The sequence below is a fragment of the Myceligenerans halotolerans genome (genome assembly GCF_054782975.1).
Genome location: NZ_BAAGRL010000021.1, coordinates 58,177 through 82,462, shown reverse-complemented (window position 1 = coordinate 82,462; position 24,286 = coordinate 58,177). Strand labels below are relative to the sequence as shown.

Annotated in this window: 20 protein-coding genes, 1 pseudogene and 1 riboswitch; of the genes and pseudogenes, 1 reads left to right on the top strand and 20 read right to left on the bottom strand. The window is 73.5% G+C overall.

Annotated elements, in window-relative coordinates; translation table 11 throughout:
- Positions 1-7: 7 nt before the first annotated feature.
- The 4 genes from ribH to rpe form a co-directional block, all read right to left on the bottom strand.
- The gene (gene ribH, locus ACYVK5_RS13865; protein WP_460705899.1) at positions 8-505 is read right to left on the bottom strand and encodes a 6,7-dimethyl-8-ribityllumazine synthase; all 498 of its coding nucleotides are present in this window, start codon (positions 503-505) and stop codon (positions 8-10) included.
- On the bottom strand, positions 502-2,094 hold the full coding sequence (ribB, locus tag ACYVK5_RS13860; protein WP_460705897.1) for a 3,4-dihydroxy-2-butanone-4-phosphate synthase: 1,593 nt from the start codon (positions 2,092-2,094) through the stop codon (positions 502-504). The genes ribH and ribB overlap by 4 nt, the downstream gene beginning before the upstream one ends.
- Entirely contained in the window at positions 2,091-2,900 is an 810-nt protein-coding gene (locus tag ACYVK5_RS13855) for a riboflavin synthase (protein ID WP_460705895.1), read from the bottom strand. Before ACYVK5_RS13855 ends, ribB begins: the two co-directional genes overlap by 4 nt.
- A 152-nt stretch (positions 2,901-3,052) precedes the next feature.
- A riboswitch (FMN riboswitch) is annotated at positions 3,053-3,188 on the bottom strand.
- 130 nt (positions 3,189-3,318) lie between these two features.
- Positions 3,319-3,981, bottom strand: coding sequence for a ribulose-phosphate 3-epimerase (gene rpe, locus ACYVK5_RS13850; protein WP_460705893.1), 663 nt, complete (start codon positions 3,979-3,981; stop codon positions 3,319-3,321).
- Positions 3,982-4,072: 91 nt separating this feature from the next.
- On the opposite strand from rpe, the gene ACYVK5_RS13845 reads away from it, so the two are divergent.
- Positions 4,073-4,621: a DUF421 domain-containing protein gene (locus ACYVK5_RS13845; RefSeq protein WP_460705891.1), complete on the top strand. Its 549-nt coding sequence runs from the start codon at positions 4,073-4,075 to the stop codon at positions 4,619-4,621.
- A gap of 58 nt (positions 4,622-4,679) precedes the next feature.
- Here ACYVK5_RS13845 and ACYVK5_RS13840 read toward each other — a convergent pair whose 3' ends face one another.
- From ACYVK5_RS13840 to pyrR, 16 genes and pseudogenes are all read right to left on the bottom strand, one after another.
- Entirely contained in the window at positions 4,680-6,215 is a 1,536-nt protein-coding gene (locus ACYVK5_RS13840; RefSeq protein WP_460705889.1) for an RsmB/NOP family class I SAM-dependent RNA methyltransferase, read from the bottom strand.
- Positions 6,212-7,189: a methionyl-tRNA formyltransferase gene (gene fmt, locus ACYVK5_RS13835; protein WP_460705887.1), complete on the bottom strand. Its 978-nt coding sequence runs from the start codon at positions 7,187-7,189 to the stop codon at positions 6,212-6,214. Before fmt ends, ACYVK5_RS13840 begins: the two co-directional genes overlap by 4 nt.
- Before the next feature lie 101 nt (positions 7,190-7,290).
- Positions 7,291-7,998 (bottom strand): HAD family hydrolase, encoded by a 708-nt coding sequence (locus ACYVK5_RS13830; protein ID WP_460705885.1) that lies wholly within the window; start codon positions 7,996-7,998, stop codon positions 7,291-7,293.
- Positions 7,995-10,301: a primosomal protein N' gene (locus ACYVK5_RS13825; protein WP_460705883.1), complete on the bottom strand. Its 2,307-nt coding sequence runs from the start codon at positions 10,299-10,301 to the stop codon at positions 7,995-7,997. Before ACYVK5_RS13825 ends, ACYVK5_RS13830 begins: the two co-directional genes overlap by 4 nt.
- A gap of 72 nt (positions 10,302-10,373) precedes the next feature.
- Entirely contained in the window at positions 10,374-11,588 is a 1,215-nt protein-coding gene (gene metK, locus ACYVK5_RS13820) for a methionine adenosyltransferase (protein ID WP_460705881.1), read from the bottom strand.
- Positions 11,589-11,683: 95 nt separating this feature from the next.
- On the bottom strand, positions 11,684-12,943 hold the full coding sequence (coaBC, locus tag ACYVK5_RS13815; RefSeq protein WP_460705879.1) for a bifunctional phosphopantothenoylcysteine decarboxylase/phosphopantothenate--cysteine ligase CoaBC: 1,260 nt from the start codon (positions 12,941-12,943) through the stop codon (positions 11,684-11,686).
- A 64-nt stretch (positions 12,944-13,007) separates the two neighbouring features.
- On the bottom strand, positions 13,008-13,337 hold the full coding sequence (gene rpoZ, locus ACYVK5_RS13810) for a DNA-directed RNA polymerase subunit omega (protein ID WP_460705877.1): 330 nt from the start codon (positions 13,335-13,337) through the stop codon (positions 13,008-13,010).
- A 341-nt stretch (positions 13,338-13,678) separates the two neighbouring features.
- A pseudogene (gene gmk / locus ACYVK5_RS13805) lies at positions 13,679-14,242 on the bottom strand (guanylate kinase); the annotation flags it as partial.
- A gap of 1 nt (position 14,243) precedes the next feature.
- Positions 14,244-14,555: an integration host factor, actinobacterial type gene (gene mihF, locus ACYVK5_RS13800; RefSeq protein ID WP_123814648.1), complete on the bottom strand. Its 312-nt coding sequence runs from the start codon at positions 14,553-14,555 to the stop codon at positions 14,244-14,246.
- A gap of 395 nt (positions 14,556-14,950) precedes the next feature.
- Positions 14,951-15,823: an orotidine-5'-phosphate decarboxylase gene (pyrF, locus tag ACYVK5_RS13795; protein ID WP_460705875.1), complete on the bottom strand. Its 873-nt coding sequence runs from the start codon at positions 15,821-15,823 to the stop codon at positions 14,951-14,953.
- Positions 15,820-19,245 (bottom strand): carbamoyl-phosphate synthase large subunit, encoded by a 3,426-nt coding sequence (carB, locus tag ACYVK5_RS13790; RefSeq protein ID WP_460705873.1) that lies wholly within the window; start codon positions 19,243-19,245, stop codon positions 15,820-15,822. Before carB ends, pyrF begins: the two co-directional genes overlap by 4 nt.
- On the bottom strand, positions 19,245-20,573 hold the full coding sequence (gene carA, locus ACYVK5_RS13785; protein ID WP_460705871.1) for a glutamine-hydrolyzing carbamoyl-phosphate synthase small subunit: 1,329 nt from the start codon (positions 20,571-20,573) through the stop codon (positions 19,245-19,247). The genes carB and carA overlap by 1 nt, the downstream gene beginning before the upstream one ends.
- Complete coding sequence (locus ACYVK5_RS13780; RefSeq protein ID WP_460705869.1) at positions 20,557-21,231, bottom strand: PH-like domain-containing protein; 675 nt, start codon at positions 21,229-21,231, stop codon at positions 20,557-20,559. The genes carA and ACYVK5_RS13780 overlap by 17 nt, the downstream gene beginning before the upstream one ends.
- A complete protein-coding gene (locus tag ACYVK5_RS13775) occupies positions 21,228-22,622 on the bottom strand; it encodes a dihydroorotase (protein ID WP_460705867.1) in 1,395 nt (464 codons plus the stop codon). The genes ACYVK5_RS13780 and ACYVK5_RS13775 overlap by 4 nt, the downstream gene beginning before the upstream one ends.
- A complete protein-coding gene (locus tag ACYVK5_RS13770) occupies positions 22,619-23,614 on the bottom strand; it encodes an aspartate carbamoyltransferase catalytic subunit (RefSeq protein WP_460705865.1) in 996 nt (331 codons plus the stop codon). Before ACYVK5_RS13770 ends, ACYVK5_RS13775 begins: the two co-directional genes overlap by 4 nt.
- Positions 23,611-24,270 (bottom strand): bifunctional pyr operon transcriptional regulator/uracil phosphoribosyltransferase PyrR, encoded by a 660-nt coding sequence (gene pyrR, locus ACYVK5_RS13765; RefSeq protein ID WP_460705863.1) that lies wholly within the window; start codon positions 24,268-24,270, stop codon positions 23,611-23,613. Before pyrR ends, ACYVK5_RS13770 begins: the two co-directional genes overlap by 4 nt.
- Between the last annotated feature and the right edge of the window lie 16 nt (positions 24,271-24,286).

Below are 24,286 nucleotides of genomic sequence, written 5' to 3'. Positions count from 1 at the left end.
CTAATCGCTACCGCAGGGCCACGGCCGTGGCGACCGCAGCCTGGACAGCCTCGTGCCCCTTGTCCTCCCGGCTGCCCGGCAGACCCGCCCGGTCCAGCGCCTGCGCCTCGTCGTCACACGTCAGGAGCCCGAACCCGACCGGGATCCCCGTGCGCACGCTCACGTCCACCAGGCCCGTGGTCGCGGCCGAGCACACGTAGTCGAAGTGCGGGGTACCGCCCCGGATCACCACACCGAGCGCCACCACCGCGTCCGGCCGCCGTGCCAACGGGTCGCCCATCCCCGCCACCGCGTCCGGCAGGCCGGCGACCCGCGCGACCGCCACCGGCAGCTCGAACGACCCCGGCACCCGCACCTCGCTCCACTCCGCCCCGGACTCCCGCAGCGCCCGCCGCGCCCCGTCCAGCAGCCCGTCCATCACCTGCGTGTGCCAGCTCGCCGCGACCACCACCACGTGCAGTCCCCGGCCGTCCACCGTCAGCGACGGCGCTCCCGCTCCGCTCATCGTGCCACCTCCAGCATGTGTCCCATCCGATCCCGCTTCGTGCTCAGGTACGTCACGTTGTGCGGTCCGGCACCCACCTGCAGCGCCCGCCGCCCGACGACGTCGACCCCCGCCGCCCGCAACCCCGACGTCTTCGCCGGGTTGTTCGTCAGCAGCTCCACGCGGTCGATCCCCAGATCGCCCAGGATCGCCGCCGCCGCGCCGTACTCCCGCGCGTCCACCGGCAGCCCCAGGGACGAGTTCGCGTCCACCGTGTCCAGCCCGCCGTCCTGCAACGCGTACGCCGCGATCTTGTCCGCCAGCCCGATCCCCCGGCCCTCGTGCCCCCGCAGGTACACCACCGCGCCCGGCCGCCCCTCGGCCGCGGACGCCGCCACCACCTCCAGCGACGCCGCCAGCTGCGGACCGCAGTCGCACCGCAGCGAACCCAGCGCATCACCGGTCAGGCACTCCGAGTGCATCCGCACCAGCGCCGGCCGCGCGGAGTCGGTACCCGCGACCGCACGCGCCGCACCGGAACCGGCAGCTGCCGGACCAGGAACAACAGCCGCCGCGGCCTCGGGGAGAGCCGTCCCGGCCTCCCGACCCGCACGCCCGGGCTCGGCGCTCGCCGCCAGGTCTGGGGTCGTCGCTCCCGGAGCGGGCACGAGCGCCAGGTGCTCGGCGCCCGTGACGGTGTCACGGTAGGAGGTGACGCGGAACGTGCCGTGCGTGGTGGGCAGGAACGCCTCGGCGACGCGGACGACGCGGTGCTGCTCGCCGCGCCGCGCGGTCTCCCCCCGGCCGCCGAGCGGCGACCCGTCGGCAAGCTCGCCGTCCTCGGACGTCGTCGTGACCGGGAAGACGTCGTCCGTGCCGTGGCCGGCCGAACCGCCGTGGTCCGGGCCCGGTGCATGCTGCCGGTATTCCACGACGTCCGACACCGTGATCAGGACCAGTCCTTCGGCGTCGGCCAGCCGCAGGGCGTCGTCGTGGCGCAGCATGGCGCCGTCGTCGGCGACGAGTTCGGCGATCGCCGCGACGGCGCCGGCGCCGGTGTCGAGGCCGGCGAGGCGCACGAGGTCGACGGAGGCCTCCGTGTGACCGCGTCGTTCGGCGACCCCTCCGGGGCGCGCGCGCAGCGGGAGGACGTGGCCGGGACGCATGAGGTCGGCGGGCCCGGTGGCGGGGTCGGCAAGGGTGCGCAGCGTCAGGGCGCGGTCGGCCGCGCTGATCCCCGTGCCCACGCCGCGGGCGTCCACGGACACCGTGTACGCGGTGCGGCGCGGGTCCTCGCTGTCCTCCCACATGAGCGGCAGGCCGAGCGCGTCGGCCCGGTCGGCGGGCATGGGCGCGCACAGGTAGCCGGAGGTGTGCCGCACGGTCCAGGCGACCCACTTGGTGGTCGCGTGGGCGGCGGGCAGGACGACGTCGACCTCGTTCTCGCGGGTCGCGTCGTCCGCGACGAGAACGGGCCGCCCTGCACGCAGCGCGTCCAGGGCGGCGGCGACGGTGTGCTCGGGGCGCCCGCCCGGCCGCGGCTGCGCGGCCGCCCCGGTCTGCGTGGCCGGTTCGGTGTGTGCGGTGTGGTCGGGGACGACGGCGGTCATGCGGGCACCTCCGAGTTGGCGTGCGTGCTCGACGAGGGAGCATCGGGTGCGGGAACGGCGTGCCCGCCCGGGCCGGACCCGGCGGCGTGCGGGCGTGCTCCCGTGCCCGCTCCCATGCCTGCGAGAAGCCGTTCGGTGTACTTCGCCAGGACGTCCACCTCGACGTTCACGGCCGATCCGGGCGTGAGCTCACCGAGGGTGGTGGACTCCAGGGTGGTGGGGATGAGGGAGACGCCGAACGTGCCCCGCCCGGGAGCGGCTCCGCCGGCAGCGCCGGTCTCACCGGTCCCGTCTGCCTGGCCGGGTGCGTCCGGCGCGTCGGACACGTGCGTGACGGTCAGCGAGACGCCGCCCAGCGCGATGGAGCCCTTCTCGGCGACGTAGCGCAGCAGCCCGGCCTCGGCCGCGAAGGTGAGTTCGTCCCAGCGGGGGCCCGGGTCGCGCCGCAGCAGGGTGGCGGTGCCGTCGACGTGCCCCTGCACGATGTGTCCGCCGAGGCGGCCGTTCGCGGGCAGTGCGCGCTCGAGGTTGACGCGCGCCGCGGGGGTCAGGGCGCCGAGGGTGCTGCGGCGCAGGGTCTCGGGCATGACCTCGAACGTGATGGTGCCGGGGGCGGCGGTCGCGTCGTCGTCCCCGGACAGGCGGGTGACGGTGAGGCAGACGCCGTCGACGGCGATGGAGTCGCCTGGCCGCGCGTCGGACGCGGCGAGGGGTGCGACGACGGTGAGGACCGCGTCGGTGCCCCCCTCGTCGGGATGGACGAGGGAGCGGACCGTGCCGGTCTCCTCGACGATGCCGGTGAACATCAGTGGTTTCCCTCCCAGAGCGTCGATGCTCCGGGGGTTCGCCGAGTAGCCGCCCGTTCGCCGGGCCGGGAACCTCCCGGACGACGGCTCGGACGACGGCGCCGGCCACGACGGAGAGCCCACCCCATGAGGGTGCGCCCGACGACGCGGCCGTACGTGCTTCCTCCCATCCGGACTTTCACCGTCGGCCCTGGAATTCCACCAGGTCAACCGGCCTGCCGTGAGGCAGGACGCGGGTCGCGGACTATCACCGCCGGTTCGGAATTACACCGACCCCGGAGCACGTATGTTGCGTAGTGCTGACACCAGCAAGCATGCCACAGCCCGTGTGCGGGGCGGGAGTGGCGTTCGTCTCACGGACCGGACTGTCCCGTCCCGCGGCCGTCGGCTACCGGCCGGGGACCCTGTTGAACCCTTGTCAGTGGGTGTGGCGCGAGGCCAGGTCGCGCAGGGCCGCGATCTCGCCGGCGACGTCGTCGGCCCCGTAGACGGCCGAGCCGGCGACGAACACGTTCGCGCCCGCGTCGGCGGCACGGTCGATGGTGTCGCGGGAGATGCCGCCGTCGACCTGTACCCACACGTCCAGGCCGGACTCGCCGATCGCCTGCCGCGCGCGCCGGATCTTGGGCAGGGTGCCCTCGATGAACGACTGCCCGCCGAATCCGGGCTCGACCGTCATGACGAGGATCATGTCGACCTCGGTCAGCAGGTCCAGGAACGGCTCGACGGGCGTCGCGGGCCGCAGCGCGACTCCCGCACGCGAGCCGAGACGCCGCAGTTCCCGGGCGAGGCGCACCGGCGCCGCGGCGGCCTCGGCGTGGAACGTCACCGATGCCGCGCCGGCCTCGGCGTAGGCGGGCGCCCAGCGGTCCGGGTCCTCGATCATCAGGTGCGCGTCCACGGGCACCGGCGACACCTTGGTCAGCCGCTCGAACACGGGCAGGCCCAGGGTCAGGTTCGGCACGAAGTGGTTGTCCATGACGTCCACGTGCGCGAAGTCGGCGTCGGAGATGCGCTGCAGCTCGCTCTCCAGGTTCATGAAGTCGGCCGACAGGATGCTCGGTGCGATGAGGGCGCTCATGCGGCCAAGCCTATGGCGGGTCCGCCGCGAGGAGTCCCGGCAGGCGTGCGGATTACTCGCAGGGACCCGGAGCACGGCAGAATCTCGTGCCGTGACGGAACTCCTGGGGATCTCGCCGCTCGAAGCCGTCGCCGTCGTGCTGGCGACGGTGGGCATGTACGCGGCGCTCGTGGTGCTGGTGCGGCTGCTCGGGCAGCGCATGCTGGCCGGGCTGTCGGCCTTCGACCTGGCGGCGATCATCGGCATCGGCTCGATCATGGGCCGCGCCGCCCTCGGCGAGGCGCCGCGGCTCGCGGGCGGCATCCTCGCGCTGGCCACGCTGGCGGCATGCCAGCTCGTGACGAGCCGCATCCGCGGCTGGGGCGCCCGCGCGATCACGACGCGTCCGGTGGTACTGATGGCCGGGCCCGAGATCGTGGAACGCAACCTGCGGCGCTGCCGCGTCGCGCCGCACGAGCTCGCGGGCCGGCTGCGGCAGGCCGGGATCCGCAACGTCGACGAGGTCGCGATAGCCGTGCTGGAGCCGTCGGGCACCATCAGCGTCATCCGGCGCGGCGAGCCGCTCTCCCCGCTCCTGCTCGACGGCGTGGACGGCGCGGAGCTGGTCCCGGACACGCTGCGCGCCGGGCGGAGCACGTAGGCCCCGCCGGGGCGAGCTGCCGGGCGACCCGGTGGGGGGCCGTGCCGGGCGGGTCGGGTCAGCGCCTGCGCAGCAGGGTCAGGTGCATCGCGTCGGTGCCGTGGACGTGGGGCCACAGCTGGACGTCGTCGCGGGCCGCGGCGCCCGACGGCAGCGGCAGGTCCGGCGTCGTGCCGCCGGGTGCGGTGCGCAGCACCGACCGCACGGCGCGGGGCGTGTCGAGGCGTTCGACGTCGTCCCGCTTGCGCAGCACGTCCGTCACCACGAGCTGCGTCTCGGCCAGGACCGGTGAGCAGGTCACGTAGGCGACCACTCCCCCGGGCCGGACCGCGTCGAGCGCGGAGTCCAGGAGCTCGCGCTGCAGGCCGGTGAGGGTCGCCAGGTCCGCGGGGGTGCGGCGCCAGCGGGACTCGGGGCGGCGGCGCAGCGCGCCCAGGCCCGTGCAGGGCGCGTCCACGAGGACCCGGTCGTAGGCGCCGGGTTCGTCGGTGCCGATGTCGCGGCCGTCGCCGGTGCGCACCTCCTCGACCGCGCCCTCGGGGACGGAGGCCAGCGCCCGCCGCACGAGCCGTGCCCGGTGCGGCTGGATCTCGTTCGCCACGAGTGTCGCCCCCCGCTGCGCGGCCAGGGCCGCGAGCAGCGCCGCCTTGCCTCCCGGCCCGGCACACAGGTCGAGCCAGCGCTCGCCCCCGCCGCCGGGAGCCTCGTCCAGCGTCACGCCCGCCAGCGCGAGCGTGACGAGCTGGGAACCCTCGTCCTGCACGCCGGCCCGCCCGTCCCGCACGGCGGGGACGGCGCCGGGGTCGTTGCCCTCCAGCACGAGCGCGGTGGGCGCCCACCGGCCGGGGACCAGGTCGGCATCGTGCCAGGCGCCGTCGTCAGACACGTCGGCCAGGCCCGGCCGGGCGACGAGCGTCACGCGCGGCGCCACGTTGTCGGCCGCCAGCAGATCCCCGATCTCGGCCGCGTCCCGGCCGTGACCGGCCAGCGCCTCACGCATCGACCGCACGACCCACATCGGGTGGGACTCCACCGCGGCCAGCCCCGTGAGGTCGTCCGGAGCCCCGGCGGTGATCCGCGCCAGCCACTCCTCCAGGCTCGCCTCCGACACGCGGCGCAGCACCGCGTTGACGAACTGCGCCGGCCCGGCGCCCACGTTCGCGCGCGCCAGCGCCACCGTCTCGGACACCGCGGCGTGGGAGGGCACGCGCATCCCCAGGAGCTGATGCACGCCCAGGCGCAGCACGTCGAGCACGCCCGCGTCGAGGTCGTCCAGGGGCCGGTCCACGCAGTGGGCGAGCACCGCGTCGTAGCGGCCGCGCATGCGCAGCGTGCCGTAGGTCAGCTCGGTGGCGAACCCGGCGTCGCGGCCGCGGATGCGCCGGTCGGCGAGCAGCGGCGGCAGGACGAGGTTGGCGTACGCGTCGGACTCGTCGACCTCCCGCAGCACGTCGAACGCGGCCGTACGCGCCGGGTCGGTGCGCTTGACGCGCTGCCCCGGCGCCTGCCGGGACGCCGGCCGGTCACCCCGGAACCGGGCGGCGGACCGCTGCCGCCCGCGGGAGTCGCGGCGTCCGCCGTCGTGCGCGTTCACGCCCGGACCTCCGATCCGCCCAGGACGAGCCCGGCCTCGATGGGTGCGCGGCCCGCGCCGCGCGCCCAGTCGGGGGCGGGCATGGGCTTCTTGCCCGGTGGCCTGACCTCGCCGAGGGCGACGGCGTGGGTGGCGGTGCCGACCAGGACGCGCTGCTTCTCGGCGCGGACCTGGCCGGGTGCGAGGTCGGTGACGTCGGGGGCGGGCGTGACGGGGCCGAGGCCGAGCCGCGCACCACCACCGGCCCCGCCACGGCCGTCGCCGGGCAGCGTGGTCCACGCTCCCGGCGCGGGTGTGCAGCCCCGCACGAGGCGGTCGACGGCGAGCGCGGGGTCGTGCCAGCGGACCTCGGCGTGCTCGGGGGTGAGCTTCGGGGCGATCGAGACGCCGTCGGCGGGCTGAGGCTGCGGGGAGAGGGTGCCGTCCTCCAGGGCGTCGAGCGTGCGGACCAGGAGCTCGGCGCCGGAGACGGCCAGGCGGCCCAGGAGGTCGCCGGAGGTGTCGGCGGGCCGGATCGTCTCGGTGGTGGTGCCGAGGACGGGGCCGGTGTCCATGCCTTCGTCGAGGAGGAAGGTGGTCGCGCCGGTCACCTCGTCCCCGGCGATGACGGCGTGCTGCACGGGCGCGGCGCCACGCCAGGCGGGCAGCACGGAGAAGTGCAGGTTGACCCATCCGAGGCGCGGGACGGCGAGGACGTCGGGGCGCAGGATGTGCCCGTAGGCGACCACGGGCGCGGCATCGACGTCGAGCTCGCGCAGCGTGGCGAGGAACTCCTCGCCACGCGGCCGGTCGGTGATCACGGGGATGCCGGCGTCCTGGGCCCGGACCCGCACGGGGCTCGGGGTGAGCTTCCTGCCCCGGCCCGACGGCGCGTCGGCGCGGGTCAGCACGGCCACCACCTCGTGACGGGAGGCGATCAGCGCCTCCAGGGAGGCGACGGCGGGTTCGGGGGTTCCGGCAAACAGGAGACGCACCGGGCAAGTCTACGAGCGGGCGCGCGCCCGCGTTGCCTCAGGGGCACCGCCCTGTGCTCCCTCGGTGCCCGCTCGTCCCGGATCCGGTCCGCCACGACGCGTCAGACGGCGACGCCCAGCCTTCGCAGCTCCCGGCGCAGCGCCGGCGCGTCGGTGAACCGGATCGCGTGGAAGCCGCAGCTGCGGGCGGCGTCGATGTTCTCCTGCTTGTCGTCGACGAAGACGGCGCGTGCCGGGGCGACGTCGAACCGCCGCGCGAGGAGTTCGTAGATGCGCGGGTCCGGCTTGGCGAGCCCGACGCGGCCGGACACGACGACGTCGTCGAGCAGTCCGATCGCGGGGGCGGCGGGCTCGGCGTGCCGGAACGTCTCGGCGGACCAGTTCGTCAGCCCGTACAGGCGCAGGCCGAGGCCGGCGAGGTCGTTCACGAGCGTCTCCGAGCCGGGGACGGGGCCGGTCAGGGTGCGGGCGTAGCGGTCGACGTACACGGCCAGGTCGGCGGCCCGGTGCGGGTGGGTGCGCTCGAGCTGGGCGACGATGTCCGCGAACGACCGGCCGGCGTCGGCCTCGTGGTTGAGGGCGGCGAACCCGATCTCCTCGAAGAACGCGCCGGTGTCGGCGGTGGTCCAGGTGTGGCCGGCCGCGTCGGTGTGATCCGCGTAGGCGGCGTACGGGTCCCAGCCGACCAGGACGTTCCCGAGGTCGAGGACGACGGTCTCGATCGTCGCGGCGTCCCCGGTGGTGTTCCGGAGCGCCTTCTCGACGGTGTTCTCCACGGTGAAGGTGTTCTCGCTCGGGTTCCGGCTCACAGCATCTCCTCGGGGTCCAGCCTGGTGCGGGCGGTGCCGCGTTCTCGCCTCGCCGATCGTACGGCCATCGACGCGCGCAGTCGTCGCGCGAGTTCGTCGCCCTGGTCGAGCGGCACGCGCAGCACGGTCCGTACCGGCCGGGCCACGTCGAACGCCTCCTGGGCGGCGGCCGCCGCGGGCCGTTCGCCGCGGGGCGTGCCGGCGGCGCGGCGGGTCACGGTGGGTGACGGGTCGTCCACCTCGACCGGCCCCAGGACGTTCTCTCCCGCCAGGCCGACCCGCCCGACGACGGCGGCCACGGCCTCGCGGTCCCCGGTGACGGCGGCGACCCGGACGGCGGGCGGCAGGCCCAGGGCGGCGCGTTCGTCGAGCTCGCGGGCGGCGAACCCGCCGGGATCCCAGCGCACGAGGGCCTGGCTGGGTCCGGGTGCGCCGTCTCCGACGAGGAGCACCTGGCCGTCGGGCCGGGCCAGGGCGGCGGCGGACAGCCAGCGGCCCAGGGCCTCGGTCCCGGCGGCCAGGTGCGTGCCGCCGGACGTGACCGCGGCGTCCAGCAGGAGCACGGCGGCGTAGCCGCCGCCGGCCACGGGTTCGGCGCCCGGGGTGGCCACGACCAGCGCGGGCTCGCCCGGCACGGTGTCGAGCACGCCGGCCGGGGCGGAGGCCGCCGAGAGGCGCACGGGGACGCCGGTGAAGGCGCGGCCGAGTTCTTCGGCGGTGCGTGCGGACCCGACGCGCACGGACCGCAGCCCGGTCCAGCCGCACTCGGGGCACGACCAGCCGCCGGCCATCCGGCCGCACCAGGTGCACTGGGGGGACGCGTCGGCGCGCGGCAGGCCGAGCGGGCCGTGGCAGGCCTCGCAGCGGGCGGCGGTGCGGCAGCGGGAGCAGGCCACGACGGGCAGGTAGCCGCCGCGGGGCACCTGCACCAGCACCGGGCCGTGCTGGAGGGCGTCGCGCGCGGCACGCCACGCCACGGACGGGAGTCTGGCGGCGGCCGCGGCGCCGTCGCGCGCCAGCTCGACCGATGTCAGTGCCCGCACGCGGGGCGTGTGCGCGCGCAGGGTGTCGCGGGCGGGGGCGAGCTCACGCGCCCACCCGCTCACGAGCAGGGCCTGGGCCTGGGCGGTGCGGCCGGGTGCGCCGAGCAGGAACGCGGCGGGCGCCTGCGTGGCACGGATCGCGAGGACGTCGCGGGCGTGCGGGTAGGGGGCGTGCGGCTCGGCGAGCGTCTCCTCCCCGTCGCCCCACAGCACCACCAGCCCCAGGTCCCGCACGGGTGCGAACATGGCGGCCCGGGTGCCGACGACCACGGATGCGTGACCGCGCAGGGCGGCGAGGTAGGCGCGGTAGCGGGGGGCGGGGCCGTCGTCGGCGGTGAGCCGCACGTGCCCGCCGGGCCCGGCGCGGATGCCGGCGGCGTCGAGCGCGGCGCGCACGCGGGCGACGTCGCGCGTGTCGGGCACGACGACGAGCGCGCCCCGGCCGCCGGCCACGCACGCGGTGACCGCGTCCGCCACCGCCGTCGCCCAGCGCGGGACGGGTGTGCCCGTCCCCGTGCCGGGACGTGGCCCGGCCGGCTCGTCGGGGTCACGTGCGCCGCCGGCCGCCGGGCCGCCGGGCCGTGTGTCGTCGACGCCCGGCAGCGCGGACCACACCGCCCGCGGCGCGTCACCGCCGAGCACCCGCCGCAGGAACGCCTCCCCGCCCTGGTACGGCGCCCAGGCGGAGGTTCCCGTACCGCCCGGATCGGTCGACCAGTCCCCCGCCGCCGCGCCCTCGCCGTCGCCCTCGGGGGCTTGGGCCGGGTCCTCCTGCTCGACGCGGGCGTGCCGCGGCGGAACCGCCAGGCGCAGCACGTCGGCCAGCGTCCCCCCGTACCGGGCGGCCACGGCCCGGCACAGGTCCAGCACCTGCGGGGTCAGCACCCGCTCGGCCGACACGACGCGCTTCAGGGGGACCAGCCGGCCCTCGTGATCCGACTCCGCGAGACGGGCCACGACGAACCCGCCGGCCTCCTGCCGCCCGAACCGCACCTTGATCCGCACGCCCGGCTGCGCGTCGCCGTCCATCGACTCCGGGACGAGGTAGTCGTACGGCTGGTCGAGATGCGCCGGCTGCAGGTCCAGGGCGACCCGCGCCACCGGCAGGTCCGCGGCGATCGGCACGCCACCGGTCTCGGCCGTGGCCTGCTGCCCGGGGGACGTCTTCCCCGCGGCACCCTTCCCGCCGGACCGCGCGCCACCGCCCGGGGCCGCCGTCACGGCGGCTCCGTCCAGCCCGGGAAGCGGCTCCTGATCCACGGGTGCTATCCCACCACGACTGACGGACATCGACGAAGGACCCACCAGGGCCCGCGCGCCCGCGCGCAGCGGTCACACCGCCGCGAGCAGCGCCTCCACCCGATCCGTGCGCTCCCACGTGAAGCCCGGCAGGTCACGGCCGAAATGACCGTAGGCCGCCGTGCGACGGTAGATGGGACGCAGCAGGTCCAGGTCACGGGTGATCGCCGCCGGGCGCAGGTCGAACACCTGGCGGATCGCGGCCTCGATACGCGCCGGCGGCACCGTCTCGGTACCGAACGTCTCCACGTACAGGCCCACCGGGTGCGCCTTGCCGATCGCGTACGCCACCTGCACCTCGCACCGGCGCGCCAGCCCTGCGGCCACCACGTTCTTCGCCACCCACCGCATCGCGTACGCCGCCGACCGGTCCACCTTCGACGGGTCCTTCCCCGAGAACGCCCCGCCACCGTGCCGCGCCATACCGCCGTAGGTGTCGACGATGATCTTGCGGCCCGTCAGCCCGGCGTCACCCTGCGGCCCCCCGACGACGAACTTGCCCGTCGGGTTCACGATCAGGCGCGCACCGTCCACCACGAGCCCCGACTCCGCCGCGGCGTCGGCCAGCACCGGACCGATCACCTTCTCCGCGACCTCGCGCGCGAGCTTCTCCTGGATGACGTCCGGATCGTGCTGCGTGGACAGCACCACCGTGTCCACCGCCACCGCACGATCGCCGTCGTACCCGATCGTCACCTGCGTCTTGCCGTCCGGCCGCAACCCCAGCAGCTCCCCCGACTTGCGCACCGCCGACAACCGCTCCGACAGCCGGTGCGCCAGCCACACGGGCAACGGCATCAACGACGCCGTCTCGTCCGACGCGTACCCGAACATCAGCCCCTGATCGCCCGCACCCTGCACGTCCAGCGGATCGCCCTCGACCCCGGGACCGGACGAGTCGTCCCGGCCCTCCAGCGACTTGTCCACGCCCTGGGCGATGTCCGGGCTCTGCTGACCGATCGACACCGACACCCCGCACGAGTCCGCGTCGAACCCGATCGCGCTGGACGTGTACCCGATCTCCCGCACCACGTCCCGCACGATCTGCGGGATCTCGACGTACGCCTCCGTGGTCACCTCACCCGCCACATGCACCAGCCCGGTGGTCACCATCGTCTCCACCGCGACCCTCGAGGCGGGGTCCTGCTCCAGCAGGGCGTCCAGGATCGCGTCGGAGATCTGATCACACACCTTGTCCGGGTGCCCCTCGGTCACGGATTCCGAGGTGAACAGACGCAGATCACTCATGGACACCAGACTACGGTCTCAGCACGCGAATGCCGACATCCGACAGGTGAGACGCCCCTCACCAGCGACCCACGAGCCCGCCGCGGGACCCGGCATCAGCGGACCGACTTCAGCACCGCGTCCCACACCGCGTCCGCCACCACGCGCTTCGACCCCGCAGCCCGCGACACCACCTCACCCGCCCCGTCCAGCACCGTCACCTCGTTCGACGCCGTACCGAAACCCCGCCGTTCCCCCACCGCGTTCACCACCAGCAGATCGGCCCCCTTGCGCCGCGCCTTCGCCCGCCCGTGCTCCAGCACGCCCCCGGCCGCGTCGCCCGTCTCCGCCGCGAAGCCCACCACGACCTGGCCGGGCCGGCGGCGCTCGCGGGCCAGGCCCGCGAGGATGTCCGGGTTCTCGACGAGCCGGATCGGGTCGGGCGCCCGGCCGGGAGTCTTCTTGATCTTGGCGTCCGGGATGGTCTCGGGGCGGAAGTCGGCGACGGCGGCTGCCATGACCACGACGTCGGCCGTGGCGGCGGCCTCGTGCACGGCGTCGGCCAGCTGTGCGGTGGAGCCCACGGGGACGACGGCGACGCGCTCGGCGGCGCCGGGCTCGGTGGTCAGCGGTTCCAGGACGGACTCGTCGATGTTCGCCGCCACGAGGGTGACGCGGGCCCCGCGGGCGGCGGCGGCGGCCGCCAGGGCCACGCCCTGCCGGCCGCTGGACCGGTTGCCGATGAACCGCACCGGGTCGATCGGCTCGCGGGTGCCGCCGGCGGAGACGACGACGTGCTTGCCGGCCAGGTCGTCGGTACTCGTTCCGCGCGCCGCGGCGTCCTCGTCCCGCCTCCCGGCGACGCTCAGGGCCTGGCGGGCGATGTCCTCGGGTTCGGGCAGGCGCCCGGGTCCGGTGTCCTTGCCGGTGAGGCGGCCGCTGGCGGGCTCGATGACGTGCACGCCACGCTCGCGCAGGGTGGCGACGTTGGCGCGGGTGGCGGGGTGCTCCCACATCTCGGTGTGCATGGCGGGGGCCATGACCACGGGGCAGCGGGCGGCGAGCAGGGTGCTGGTGAGCAGGTCGTCGGCGCGGCCGGCCGCGGCCCGCGCGAGCAGGTCGGCGGTGGCGGGGGCGACGACGATCAGGTCGGCGCCCTGGCCGAGCGCGACGTGCTGCACGCCGGGGACGTCGTCGAACACCTCGGTGGTCACGGGTTCGCCGGACAGCGCCTCGAAGGTGGGCGCGCCGACGAACCGCAGGGCGGCCTCCGTGGGGATCACGCGGACCGCGTGACCCTGTTCGCGCAGCAGGCGCAGCAGGAGGACGGCCTTGTAGGCGGCGATGCCGCCGCTGACGCCGAGCAGGATCCGCATGGATGGCCTCGAGTGGTCGGGCTGCGGGTGGGAGGGCTGCGGGTGGTCGCGCTCGCGCGCGGCCTCAGCCCGGGAACTCGGGCAGCGCCTGGGCGGCCTCGGCCTCGGCCTGCTTGCGGGCCTCGATCTCGGCGGGGTCGACCTCTTCGATGGTCAGGAGGCCCTGGTTGATCTCGCGCATGGCGATGGACAGGGGCTTTTCCTGGTTGCGGGCCTCCACGAGGGGGCCGACGTTCTCCAGCAGGCCCTCGTTGAGCTGGGAGTAGTACGCGTTGATCTGGCGGGCCCGCTTGGAGGCGTACAGCACGAGGCCGTACTTCGACTCGGTGTGGGCGAGCAGTTCGTCGATCGGCGGGTCGGTGATGCCCTCGGGCCGTGCGACGGATCCAGCCATGATGCAGCTCCAGGAGGTTGGGGATTACGGGGAAAAGTCCGCAGGACAGTCTACCTGCCCGTGCGACCGCCGACACGGCGGAGGGAAGGTCGTGCGCTGTTGCGGGCGCCGGTCGGTGGACGGGCAGGCGCGGGCCGGTGTCACCGGTTCCCGGCGGCCGGTCGGGTCGCGCCGACGTGATGACGCGATGCGGGAGCGCCCGCCGCGGCGGAGCCCGGCGGCTCGGGAGGGCCCTGGGGGCCTGTCGGTTCGGGACGGCTCCGGAGGTCCCGCGACCCGGGGCGGCCCTGTCCGGGATGGCCTTGTCCGGGACGGCTCTGCTCGCGGGAGCTGAGTGCCACGGACATGAGTTCGTCGGTGGCGCGGTGCACCTCGTCGTTGACGATCGTGACGTCGAACTCGCTCTCGGCGGCGAGTTCGACGTGCGCGGTGCGCAGCCGGCGGGCGCGTTCCTCGGCGCCCTCGGTGCCGCGCCCGACGAGCCGGCGTTCGAGCTCGGCGAAGCTGGGCGGGGCGAGGAACACGAAGCATGCGTCGAGGCCGTCCATCGCCTGGACGGCCTCGCGCACCTGCCGCGCGCCCTGGAGGTCGATCTCCAGGAGCACCGGCACACCGGCCTTGAGCTTCTCCTCGACGGGTCCGCGGGGTGTGCCGTACCGGTTCCTCCCGTGGACGACGGCCCATTCGAGCATCTCGCCGGCCTCGACGAGCCGGTCGAACTCGTCGTGGCTGACGAACCGGTAGTGGACGCCGTCCACTTCCCCGGGGCGTGGCGACCGCGTGGTCGCCGACACCGAGAGCCACACCTGCGGGAACCGGTCACGCACGTCCGCGGACACGGTCCCCTTGCCGACTGCCGTCGGCCCGGCCAGAACCGTCAGCCGGGCGGGGTCTGTGGTGGAAATTTCAGCCGAACCTCTCGATCAGGGCCGCGGACTGGTGCGGCCCCAGGCCGCGCACGCGGCGCGTCTCGGCGATCCCGATCTCCTCCATGATCGCCTTCGCCTTCACCTTACCCACTCCGGGCATGGACTCCAGCAGGGAGACGACCTTGAGCTTGCCGACGACGTCGTCGGTCCGACCCTTCTCGATGACCTCCTTGAGAGAGCCCTGCGAGTACTTCAGCTTGTTCTTGATCTCGGCGCGCACGCGACGGGCTTCGGCCGCCTTCTCAAGTGCGGCTGCACGCTGCTCAGGGGTGAGGGGAGGGAGTGCCACGCAAGTCACCTACTCAGGTTGTGGACGGTTGGCCCGTCCGTGGGTCTTTCGAGACTGCTGCCTCGAAAGTAGTCATGACTTCCCTGGTCGGCAATCCAGAACCCCCCGCGTGGCGCACATTTCCGCAACCCTTCACGTCTGCCGAACATCCCATCAAGAGCATTTCACCGTAAAGGGTATGCAGAATGCGCCAAAAGTCCTGGTCGCCGCCGTGTCAACCCTCGTGAAGGCGGCAGGAGTGTGATGTCCGTCACGTGATACGGGTTTTCCCGGAGGCCGGACGTGCCGGAGGTCGCCCGGCACGCTGGTCAGGCGACCCGCACGCCCGCCCCACGGGCCACCGCCGGGCACTCGCGGTGCCGGCGATGCCCGCGGGGCGCCGAGTGGTGAAGGTCTCAGCCGCGCAGGGCTCGTGCGGCCGCCTCGGCGGCCTGGCCGGCGGCCGCTCGCAGCCCCTCGGGTGCGGGGCCGGCGCGCAGGATCCCGCGGGAGGAGGACGCGAGGACGCGTTCTCGCGCGTCGCCGAACGTCGTGGCCAGTTCCTTCTCCCCCGCGCCCTGCGCGCCGACGCCGGGGGCCAGCAGAGGCCCGTTCACGGCGGGCAGGTCGGTGCCGGTGGCCGCGACGGCGTCGCCGATGGTGGCGCCGACGACGAGGCCGACCGATCCCATCGGCGTGGCGCCGGCGTTGAGCGCGGCCGCGCGGGCGGCCACGTCCGCGGCGACCGACGTCCCCGGCCCGCTGTCGCCCGGCGCGGCATCCGAGCGTGCGTGCTGCACCTGCGGGCCCTCCTTGTTGGAGGTCAGGCACAGCACGAACACGCCGCGGCCGGTGGCGGCGGCGAGGTCGAGCGCGGGCGTCAGGGAGCCGAACCCGAGGTAGGGCGAGACGGTCAGGGCGTCACCGGCCAGCGGTGAGCCGTCACGCAGGAACGCGTCCGCGTAGGCGGACATGGTGGAGCCGATGTCGCCGCGCTTGGCGTCCACGATCGTGAGGGTGCCGGCCTCGCGGGCGGCGGCGAGGGTGTCCTCCAGCGCCGCCAGCCCCGCGGACCCGTGTCGCTCGTAGAACGCGGCCTGCGGCTTGAACGCGGCCACCCGCCCGGCGAGCGCGTCCACGACGCGCAGCGAGAACTCCCGCACGCCGGCGGCCGTGTCGTCCAGCCCCCAGGCCTCCAGCAGGGTCGCGTGCGGGTCGATCCCGACGCACAGCGGCCCGTGGGAGTCCATCGCCGCGGCCAGCCGTGCGCCGAACGGCGCCGGGCTCATACGAGCACCTCCCGTGCCGCGCTGCGGCCCGGGTCACCGGACTCCCCGGTGCCGGGATCCGACCCGGCGCGGCGCGCGAGGGTCGCCGCGGTGTGCTCCTGCAGGCTGCCCACGGCGAACGGTCCGCCGCGAACCGCTTCGATGCCCTGGACGGCCGCCGCGAGCTGGTCGACGGTGGTCACGATGGGCCGGTCGGTCGCCGTCGTCGCCGCACGGATCTCGTAGCCGTCCGCGCGGGCACCCTGCCCCGAGGGGGAGTTCACCACGAGGTCGATCTGCCCGTCGAGGATGAGGTCGACGATGGTGGGCTCGCCCTGCGGGCCCCTGCCGGCCGAGTACTTGCGCACCACCTGCGCCTCGATGCCGTTGCGCCGCAGCACCGTGGCCGTGCCGGCCGTGGCCAGCACGGTGAACCCGATCTCCGCCAGCCGCTTGACCGGGAACACGACGTGCCGCTTGTCCCGGTCGGCCACCGACACGAACACCGTGCCCGACGTCGGCAGCCCCCCGTAGGCGGCCGCCTGCGACTTCGCGAAGGCGTGCGGGAAGTCCTTGTCGAATCCCATCACCTCACCCGTGGACCGCATCTCCGGACCGAGGACCGTGTCCACCACGATGCCCTCCTTGGTGCGGAAGCGCTTGAACGGCAGCACTGCCTCCTTCACCGCCAGGGGCGCGTCCAGGTCGAGCGTGCCGCCGTCACCGGTCGCAGGCAGCAGCCCGTCCGCGCGCAGCGCGGCGATGGACTCGCCCACCATCACCCGCGCGGCCGCCTTCGCCAGCGGCGTGCCCGTGGCCTTGGACACGAACGGCACCGTGCGCGACGCCCGCGGGTTCGCCTCCAGCACGTACAGCACATCCGACACCAGCGCGTACTGCACGTTCAGCAGCCCGCGCACACCCACGCCCTTCGCGATGGCCTCGGTCGAACGACGGATACGCGCGATCTCCGCCTCGGACAACGACACCGGCGGCAGCACGCACGCCGAGTCACCCGAATGGATCCCCGCCTCCTCGATGTGCTCCATGACACCACCGAGGAACAGCTCCTCACCGTCGTACAGGGCATCGACGTCGATCTCCATGGCGTCGTCCAGGAACCGGTCGATCAGCAGCGGCGCGGGCAGCGTGCCCGGCGCGCCCTGGTGCGTCGCGTCCTCGAGCGCCCGCTCCACGTACTCGGCCAGCTGCCCGTCGCTGTACACGATCTCCATGCCGCGCCCGCCCAGCACGTACGACGGACGCACCAGCACCGGGTAGCCGATCCGCTCGGCGATCTCCGTGGCCTGCCCGAGCGTGCGCGCCGTACCGAACGCCGGGGCCGGCAGGCCGGCGTCGTGCAGCACCTGCCCGAACACGCCACGGTCCTCCGCCGCGTCGATCGACTCCGGGCTCGTGCCCAGGATCGGCAGGCCCGCGTCCGCCAGCCGCTGCGCCAGCCCGAGCGGCGTCTGCCCGCCCAGCTGCACGATGATGCCCTTCACCGGCCCCGCCGCGGCCTCCGCCTGATACACCTCCAGCACGTCCTCGAACGTCAGCGGCTCGAAGTACAGGCGATCGGACGTGTCGTAGTCCGTCGACACCGTCTCCGGGTTGCAGTTCACCATCACCGTCTCGTAGCCCGCGTCCGCCAGCGCCATTGTCGCGTGCACGCACGAGTAGTCGAACTCGATACCCTGCCCGATCCGGTTCGGCCCCGACCCCAGAATGATCACGGCCTCCCGCTCCCGGGGAGCCACCTCCGACTCCTGGTCGTAGGACGAGTAGTGGTACGGCGTCGTCGCGGCGAACTCCGCCGCACACGTGTCCACCGTCTTGTACACCGGCCGCACACCCAGCGCGTGCCGCACCTCCCGCACCGTCGCCTCACCCGCCGGACCCATGTTCCGCAACCGCGCGATCTGCGCGTCCGACAACCCGTGCCGCTTCGCCTCCCCCAGCACGTCCGCCGTCAGCGTGGCGCTCGCGGCCACGGCCGCCGCCTGCTCGTTGACCAGGAGGATCTGGTCCAGGAACCACGGGTCGATGCCCGTGGCGGCGTACACCCGCTCGATCAGCTCCCCCGCGTCCGCTCCGCCCGGCTGCCCGGCCGCGCGCAGCACCTGCTGCACCTGCACCAGCCGCGACTCCGTGGGCCGCTCGATCTCGGTCAGCAGCCGCGCCAGCTCCTCGCCCGACGGCGCCGCACCGTCCCAGTGGAACGTGACCCCGCCCTTGTCGATGGACCGCAGCGCCTTGCCCAGCGCCTCGGTGAAGTTGCGGCCCAGCGCCATCGCCTCACCCACCGACTTCATCGTGGTGGTCAGCGTGTCGTCCGCGGCCGGGAACTTCTCGAACGCGAACCGCGGCACCTTCACCACCACGTAGTCCAGCGTCGGCTCGAACGACGCCGGCGTGACCCGCGTGATGTCGTTCGGGATCTCGTCCAGCGTGTACCCCACCGCCAGCTTCGCGGCGATCTTCGCGATCGGGAACCCCGTCGCCTTCGACGCCAGCGCACTGGACCGCGACACGCGCGGATTCATCTCGATCACGATCACCCGCCCCGAGACCGGATCCACGGCGTACTGGATGTTGCAGCCACCCGTGTCGACACCCACCTCACGGATCACCGCGATCCCGATGTCCCGCAGGTTCTGGTACTCCCGGTCCGTCAGCGTCATCGACGGAGCCACCGTCACCGAGTCACCCGTGTGCACACCCACCGCGTCCACGTTCTCGATCGAGCAGACCACCACGACGTTGTCGTCCTTGTCGCGCATCAGCTCCAGCTCGTACTCCTTCCACCCGAGGATCGACTCCTCCAGGAGCACCTCCGTGGTCGGCGAGTAGTGCAGCCCCTGCCCCACGATCCGGCGCAGATCCGTCTCGTCGTAGGCGAGACCCGAACCCAGGCCGCCCATCGTGAACGACGGACGCACCACCATCGGATACCCGAGCACGTCCGCGGCCTTCAGCGCCTCCTCGACCGAGTGCACGATCTCGCTGCGCGCCGACTCACCCCCGCACCGCTCCACGACCCGCTTGAACTGCTCACGATCCTCACCCTTCTGGATCGCGGCGATGTTCGCGCCGATCAGCTCCACGTCGTACTCGGCCAGCACCCCGGCCTCGTGCAACGCGATCGCCGCGTTCAGCGCCGTCTGACCACCCAGGGTCGGCAACAACGCGTCCGGCCGCTCCTTCGCGATGATCGAGGTCAGCACCTCGGCCGTGATCGGCTCCACGTACGTCGCATCCGCGAACTCCGGATCCGTCATGATCGTGGCCGGATTCGAGTTCACCAGGACGACCCGCAGGCCCTCCTCCTTCAGCACCCGGCACGCCTGGGTACCCGAGTAGTCGAACTCGCACGCCTGACCGATCACGATCGGGCCCGACCCGATCACCAGGACCGAGGAAATGTCGTTCCGGCGAGGCATCAGTGCTTCTCCTCAATGTCGTAGGCAGTCTCGTCAGCCGTCTCACCCGCGGCAGCAGCATCCGCAGCCAGCCGTGGCGGCCACGCCCCCGGACCCGTCAGCAACCCGACGAACCGATCGAACAAGTACGCCGCATCATGCGGACCCGCCGCCGCCTCCGGGTGGTACTGCACCGAGAACGCCGGCAGATCCAGACACGTCAGCCCCTCCACCACAGAATCGTTCAACCCCACGTGCGAGACCACCACACGCCCGTACCGGCCCCCACCGTGCGGCGCCACCGACACCGCCGCACCCCCCGACTCGTCGAACACCGGCGCATCCACCGCGAACCCGTGATTGTGCGCCGTCACCTCCACCTTCCCCGTCGTACGATCCTGCACCGGCTGATTGATCCCCCGATGCCCGTACCCCAGCTTGAACGTCCCGTACCCCAGCGCACGCCCCAGGATCTGATTCCCGAAACAGATCCCGAAGAACGGGATCCCCCGATCCAGCACCTCACGCAACAACCCCACCTCATGCTCCGCCGCGTCCGGATCCCCCGGACCGTTCGAGAAGAACACCCCCCGCGACGCCCCCTCCGGCAGTCCGGCGAACACCGCCAGCACGTCCTCGATCGACGAACTCTGCGGCACCACCACCACCCGCACCCCACGCTCCGCCAGCCGCTGCGGCGTCATCGACTTGATCCCCAGATCCACCGCCACCACCGTCGCCACCGGAACCCCGCCCGCGAACTCACCCGACGGCTCCACCACGTACACCTCACGCGTCGACACCTCCGGCGCCAGATTCGCCCCCGCCATCTGCGGCGACGCCCGCACCTGCGCCACCAGGTCCGACACCGGGCGCTCGCGGGTGCGTCCTCCGGGGCCCTCCTCGAGCAGGGCGTCGCCGGAGAAGATGCCGGCGCGCATCACGCCCTCCTCACGCAGTCGCCGCGTCAGCGCCCGCGTGTCCAGGCCGCTGACACCGACGACGCCCTGCGCCACCAGTTCCTCGTCCAGGGAGCGGCGCGCGCGCCAGCTCGACACCCGCCGGGCGGGGTCGCGGACCACGTAGCCCGACACCCAGATGCGGCCCGACTCCGGGTCGTCGTCGTTCACGCCCGTGTTGCCCACGTGCGGAGCCGTCATCACGACGATCTGCCGGTGGTACGACGGATCCGTGAGCGTCTCCTGGTAGCCGGTCATGCCGGTGGAGAACACCAGCTCGCCGAACGTCGAACCGGTCGCACCGTAGGCGCGTCCCGTGAAGGTGCTGCCGTCCTCCAGGACGAGCGCGGCGCGCGTGGCGTCGATCGTCGGATCAGTTGTTGTCGTCATCGAAGGTTCCCCCGGTGTTGCTGGGTGTCTGGTGGTGATCGGTGTTGTCATACGCCGCGTCGTCGCGCGTCGTGTCGTCGTGCGCCGCGGCATCGGCCCGGCCCGCGGCGATCAGGTGCCGGACGGCGTCCACGAGGGCGCCGCGATCGGTGGCGTGCCGGGTGCGCAAACCCGTGTCGAGCAGGACGGGACCTGCCCCGCCCGGAGCGTCGTCGGGCACCGCCCACGACACCACGACCAGCCCGTCCGCGCCCACGTACTTGCCCGCCATGCCGGGCGCGAGCTGCGCCGAACGGATCGCCCGGACAGGGATCCACACGTCCCGCGTCCCGTCACGCTCCACGAACACGCCCGAGTCCAGCACGCTCACGCACGCCAGCGCCCGGTCGCCCAGCTGGTGCGCACCGACGCGCGCCAGCCAGTCGCCGTGCAGCGTGCTCGACACGTACGTCGCCTCGACCGGGCCGAACAGCGGCTCCGGGCCCGTCGTCAGCGCGCCCCCGAACGACGCCGCGACCTCCGCCGGAACCTCCGGCGGCAGCGGAACCTCCGTCCTGGTGCGCGACGCCAGCCGCCTGCGCCCCGTCAGCACCAGGTACAGCAGCACCAGGCCGATCACGACCCAGATCGCCACGGCCACCGGCATCGGAAGATTCACAGCAGCACCCCTTCCGTCTCGCTCGCGCCGCCCACCGGCACCCCGCCGAGCACCGTCGCCCGGCCCCGCAGGAACGTCGCCACCACGACACCCGGCAGCTCCATCCCCTCCAGCGGCGTGTTCACGCTCGCCGTCACCTGCTCCGCACCATGCACCGTCCGGGACGCGTGCGGATCCACCAGCGTCACGTTCGCCGGCTCACCGACCGCCAGCGGTCGGCCGTGCACCGCGTCGATCCGCCCGATCCGCGCCGGAGCCTGCGACAGCACCCGCGCCACGTCCCCCCACGACATCCTCCCCGGGTCCACCATCACCTTCTGTACCACCGACAGCGCCGTCTCCAGCCCCGTCATCCCGAACGCCGCCGCGGCCCACTCGCAGTCCTTGTCCTCCACCGGATGCGGCGCGTGATCCGTCGCCACGATGTCGATCGTGCCGTCCGCCAGCCCCTCACGCACCGCCTCCACGTCAACGGCCGTCCGCAACGGCGGATTCACCTTGAACCGCGCATCGTACGACCGCGCCCGCTCATCGGTCAGCAGCAGATGATGCGGCGTCACCTCCGCCGTCACCGCCACCCCCCGCGACTTCGCCCACCGCACGATCTCCACGCTCCGCGCCGTCGACAGATGACACACGTGCAACCGCGACCCCACATGCTCCGCCAGCAGCACGTCCCGCGCGATGATCGACTCCTCCGCCACCGCCGGCCACCCCGCAAGCCCGATCGCCGCCGACACCACACCCTCGTTCATCTGCGCCCCCTCGGTCAGCCGAGGCTCCTGCGCATGCTGCGCCACCACGCCGTCGAACGCCTTCACGTACTCCAGCGCCCGCCGCATCAGCACCGGATCGTGCACACACTTCCCGTCGTCCGAGAACACCCGCACCCGCGCCGCCGAGTCCGCCATCGCACCCAGCTCCGCGAGACGCTCACCACCCAGACCCACGGTCACCGCCCCCACAGGCCGCACGTCGACCCAGCCCGCATCCTGCCCGAGCCGCCACACCTGCTCCACGACACCCGCCGTGTCCTGCGTGGGAGTCGTGTTCGCCATCGCGTGCACCGCCGTGAAGCCGCCCGCGGCCGCCGCGCGCGTCCCGGAGTACACCGTCTCGGCGTCCTCACGGCCCGGCTCCCGCAGGTGCGTGTGCAGGTCGACCAGACCTGGCAGCAGGACCAGACGCCCGCCACCGTCGATCTCGACGACCTCCTCCCCCGTGCCCGACGACGACGCCCCCGTCGCCGCCTCGCCCCCGGTCACACCCGGCACGGCCGACGCAGCCGTTCCCGGCGCTCCCACCTGCGTGATCCGCCCACCGGACAGGACGACGTCGGCGGGCTCGCCACCGAGCGGGCGCACCCCGCGCAGAATGTACGTGGTGGTCACAGGCTGGTCCTCTCGTCAGGGGCGTCATCACTGCCCGCAAGCAGCAGATACAGGGACGCCATACGTACCGCGATACCGTTCGCGACCTGCTCCACGATCACGGACCGCGGATGATCGGCGGCGTCGGCACTGATCTCCAGACCGCGGTTCATCGGCCCCGGATGCATCACGATCGCGTGACCAGGAAGCCGCGCAAGACGCCGCGCACCCAGACCGAACTTGCGGCTGTACTCCTGCGCACTCGGGAAGAACGCGCCACCCGCCCCACCGCTCATCCGCTCCCGCTGCACACGGAGCATCATCACCGCGTCAGGCTTCGCCCGCTCGATCGTCTCATCGAGATGGTAAGAAACCTCGCACGGCCACGTCTCGACACCGATCGGCAACAACGTCGGCGGAGCCACGAGCGTCACCCGGGCACCAAGCGTGTGCAACAGATGCACATTCGACCGCGCCACCCGCGAGTGCAGCACATCACCCACGACCGCCACCCGCAGACCCGCCAGGTCCCTACCCTCGGTCCCCTCGTCCGACCCACCACCCACCAGATGCCGCCGGATCGTAAACGCATCCAGCAACGCCTGGGTCGGATGCTGATGCATCCCGTCACCAGCATTCAGCACCGCCGCATCCAGCCAGCCCGCATGCGCCAGCATGTGCGGCGCCCCCGACGCCTGATGCCGCACGACGACGGCATCCGCCCCCATCGCATGCAACGTCAAAGCCGTGTCCTTGAGCGACTCACCCTTCGACACACTCGACCCCTTGGCCGAGAAGTTGATGACATCCGCCGACAACCGCTTCGCCGCGGTCTCGAACGAGATCCGCGTCCGCGTCGAATCCTCGTAGAAGAGATTGACGACCGTACGCCCCCGAAGCGTCGGCAACTTCTTCATCTCACGGGACTGCGTAGCCGCCATCTGCGCGGACGTATCCAGGAGAAGAATCGCATCGTCCTTCGCAAGATCGGCAGTGGACAGGAGATGCTTCATCGCGCACCCTCCCCGCCACCCGGCAACGGCTCGCCGTCGCCGCCCGCGCGGCCGACCCCGCCGGCGCTCGCAGCGGGGTGCTCGCCGATGGTGACCGAGTCCTCCCCGTCCGTCTCCGTCAGGCGCACGCTCACGCGCTCCGAGCGGGACGTGGGCAGGTTCTTGCCCACGAAGTCGGCCCGGATCGGGAGCTCGCGGTGCCCGCGGTCCACGAGGGCGGCGAGTTGCACGGCGCGCGGCCGGCCGACGTCGTTCAGCGCGTCGAGCGCCGCGCGGATGGTCCGGCCGGAGAACAGCACGTCGTCGACCAGCACCACCGTGCGGCCGTCGACGCTGCCCGGGATGCGTGTCGCGCCGACGGCGCGGGTGGGGTGGCGACGCAGGTCGTCGCGGTACATGGTGACGTCGAGTTCGCCCACGGCCCCGGCGTCGTACGTGGGCTCGATCGCCGCGAGGCGCTCGGCGAGGCGGCGGGCCAGCGGGACGCCGCGCGTCGGGATGCCGAGGAGGACGACGCCGGCCGCCCCCTTGTTGCGCTCGGTGATCTCGTGCGCGATGCGCGTCAGTGCGCGGGCGATGTCGGGGGCTTCGAGAACCGTGGTTCCCCGGGGGTTCTCGCTCGGCCTGTTTCCGGGCAGAGCGGTGCTAGGACTCATTCTCCTGGCCTCCTTT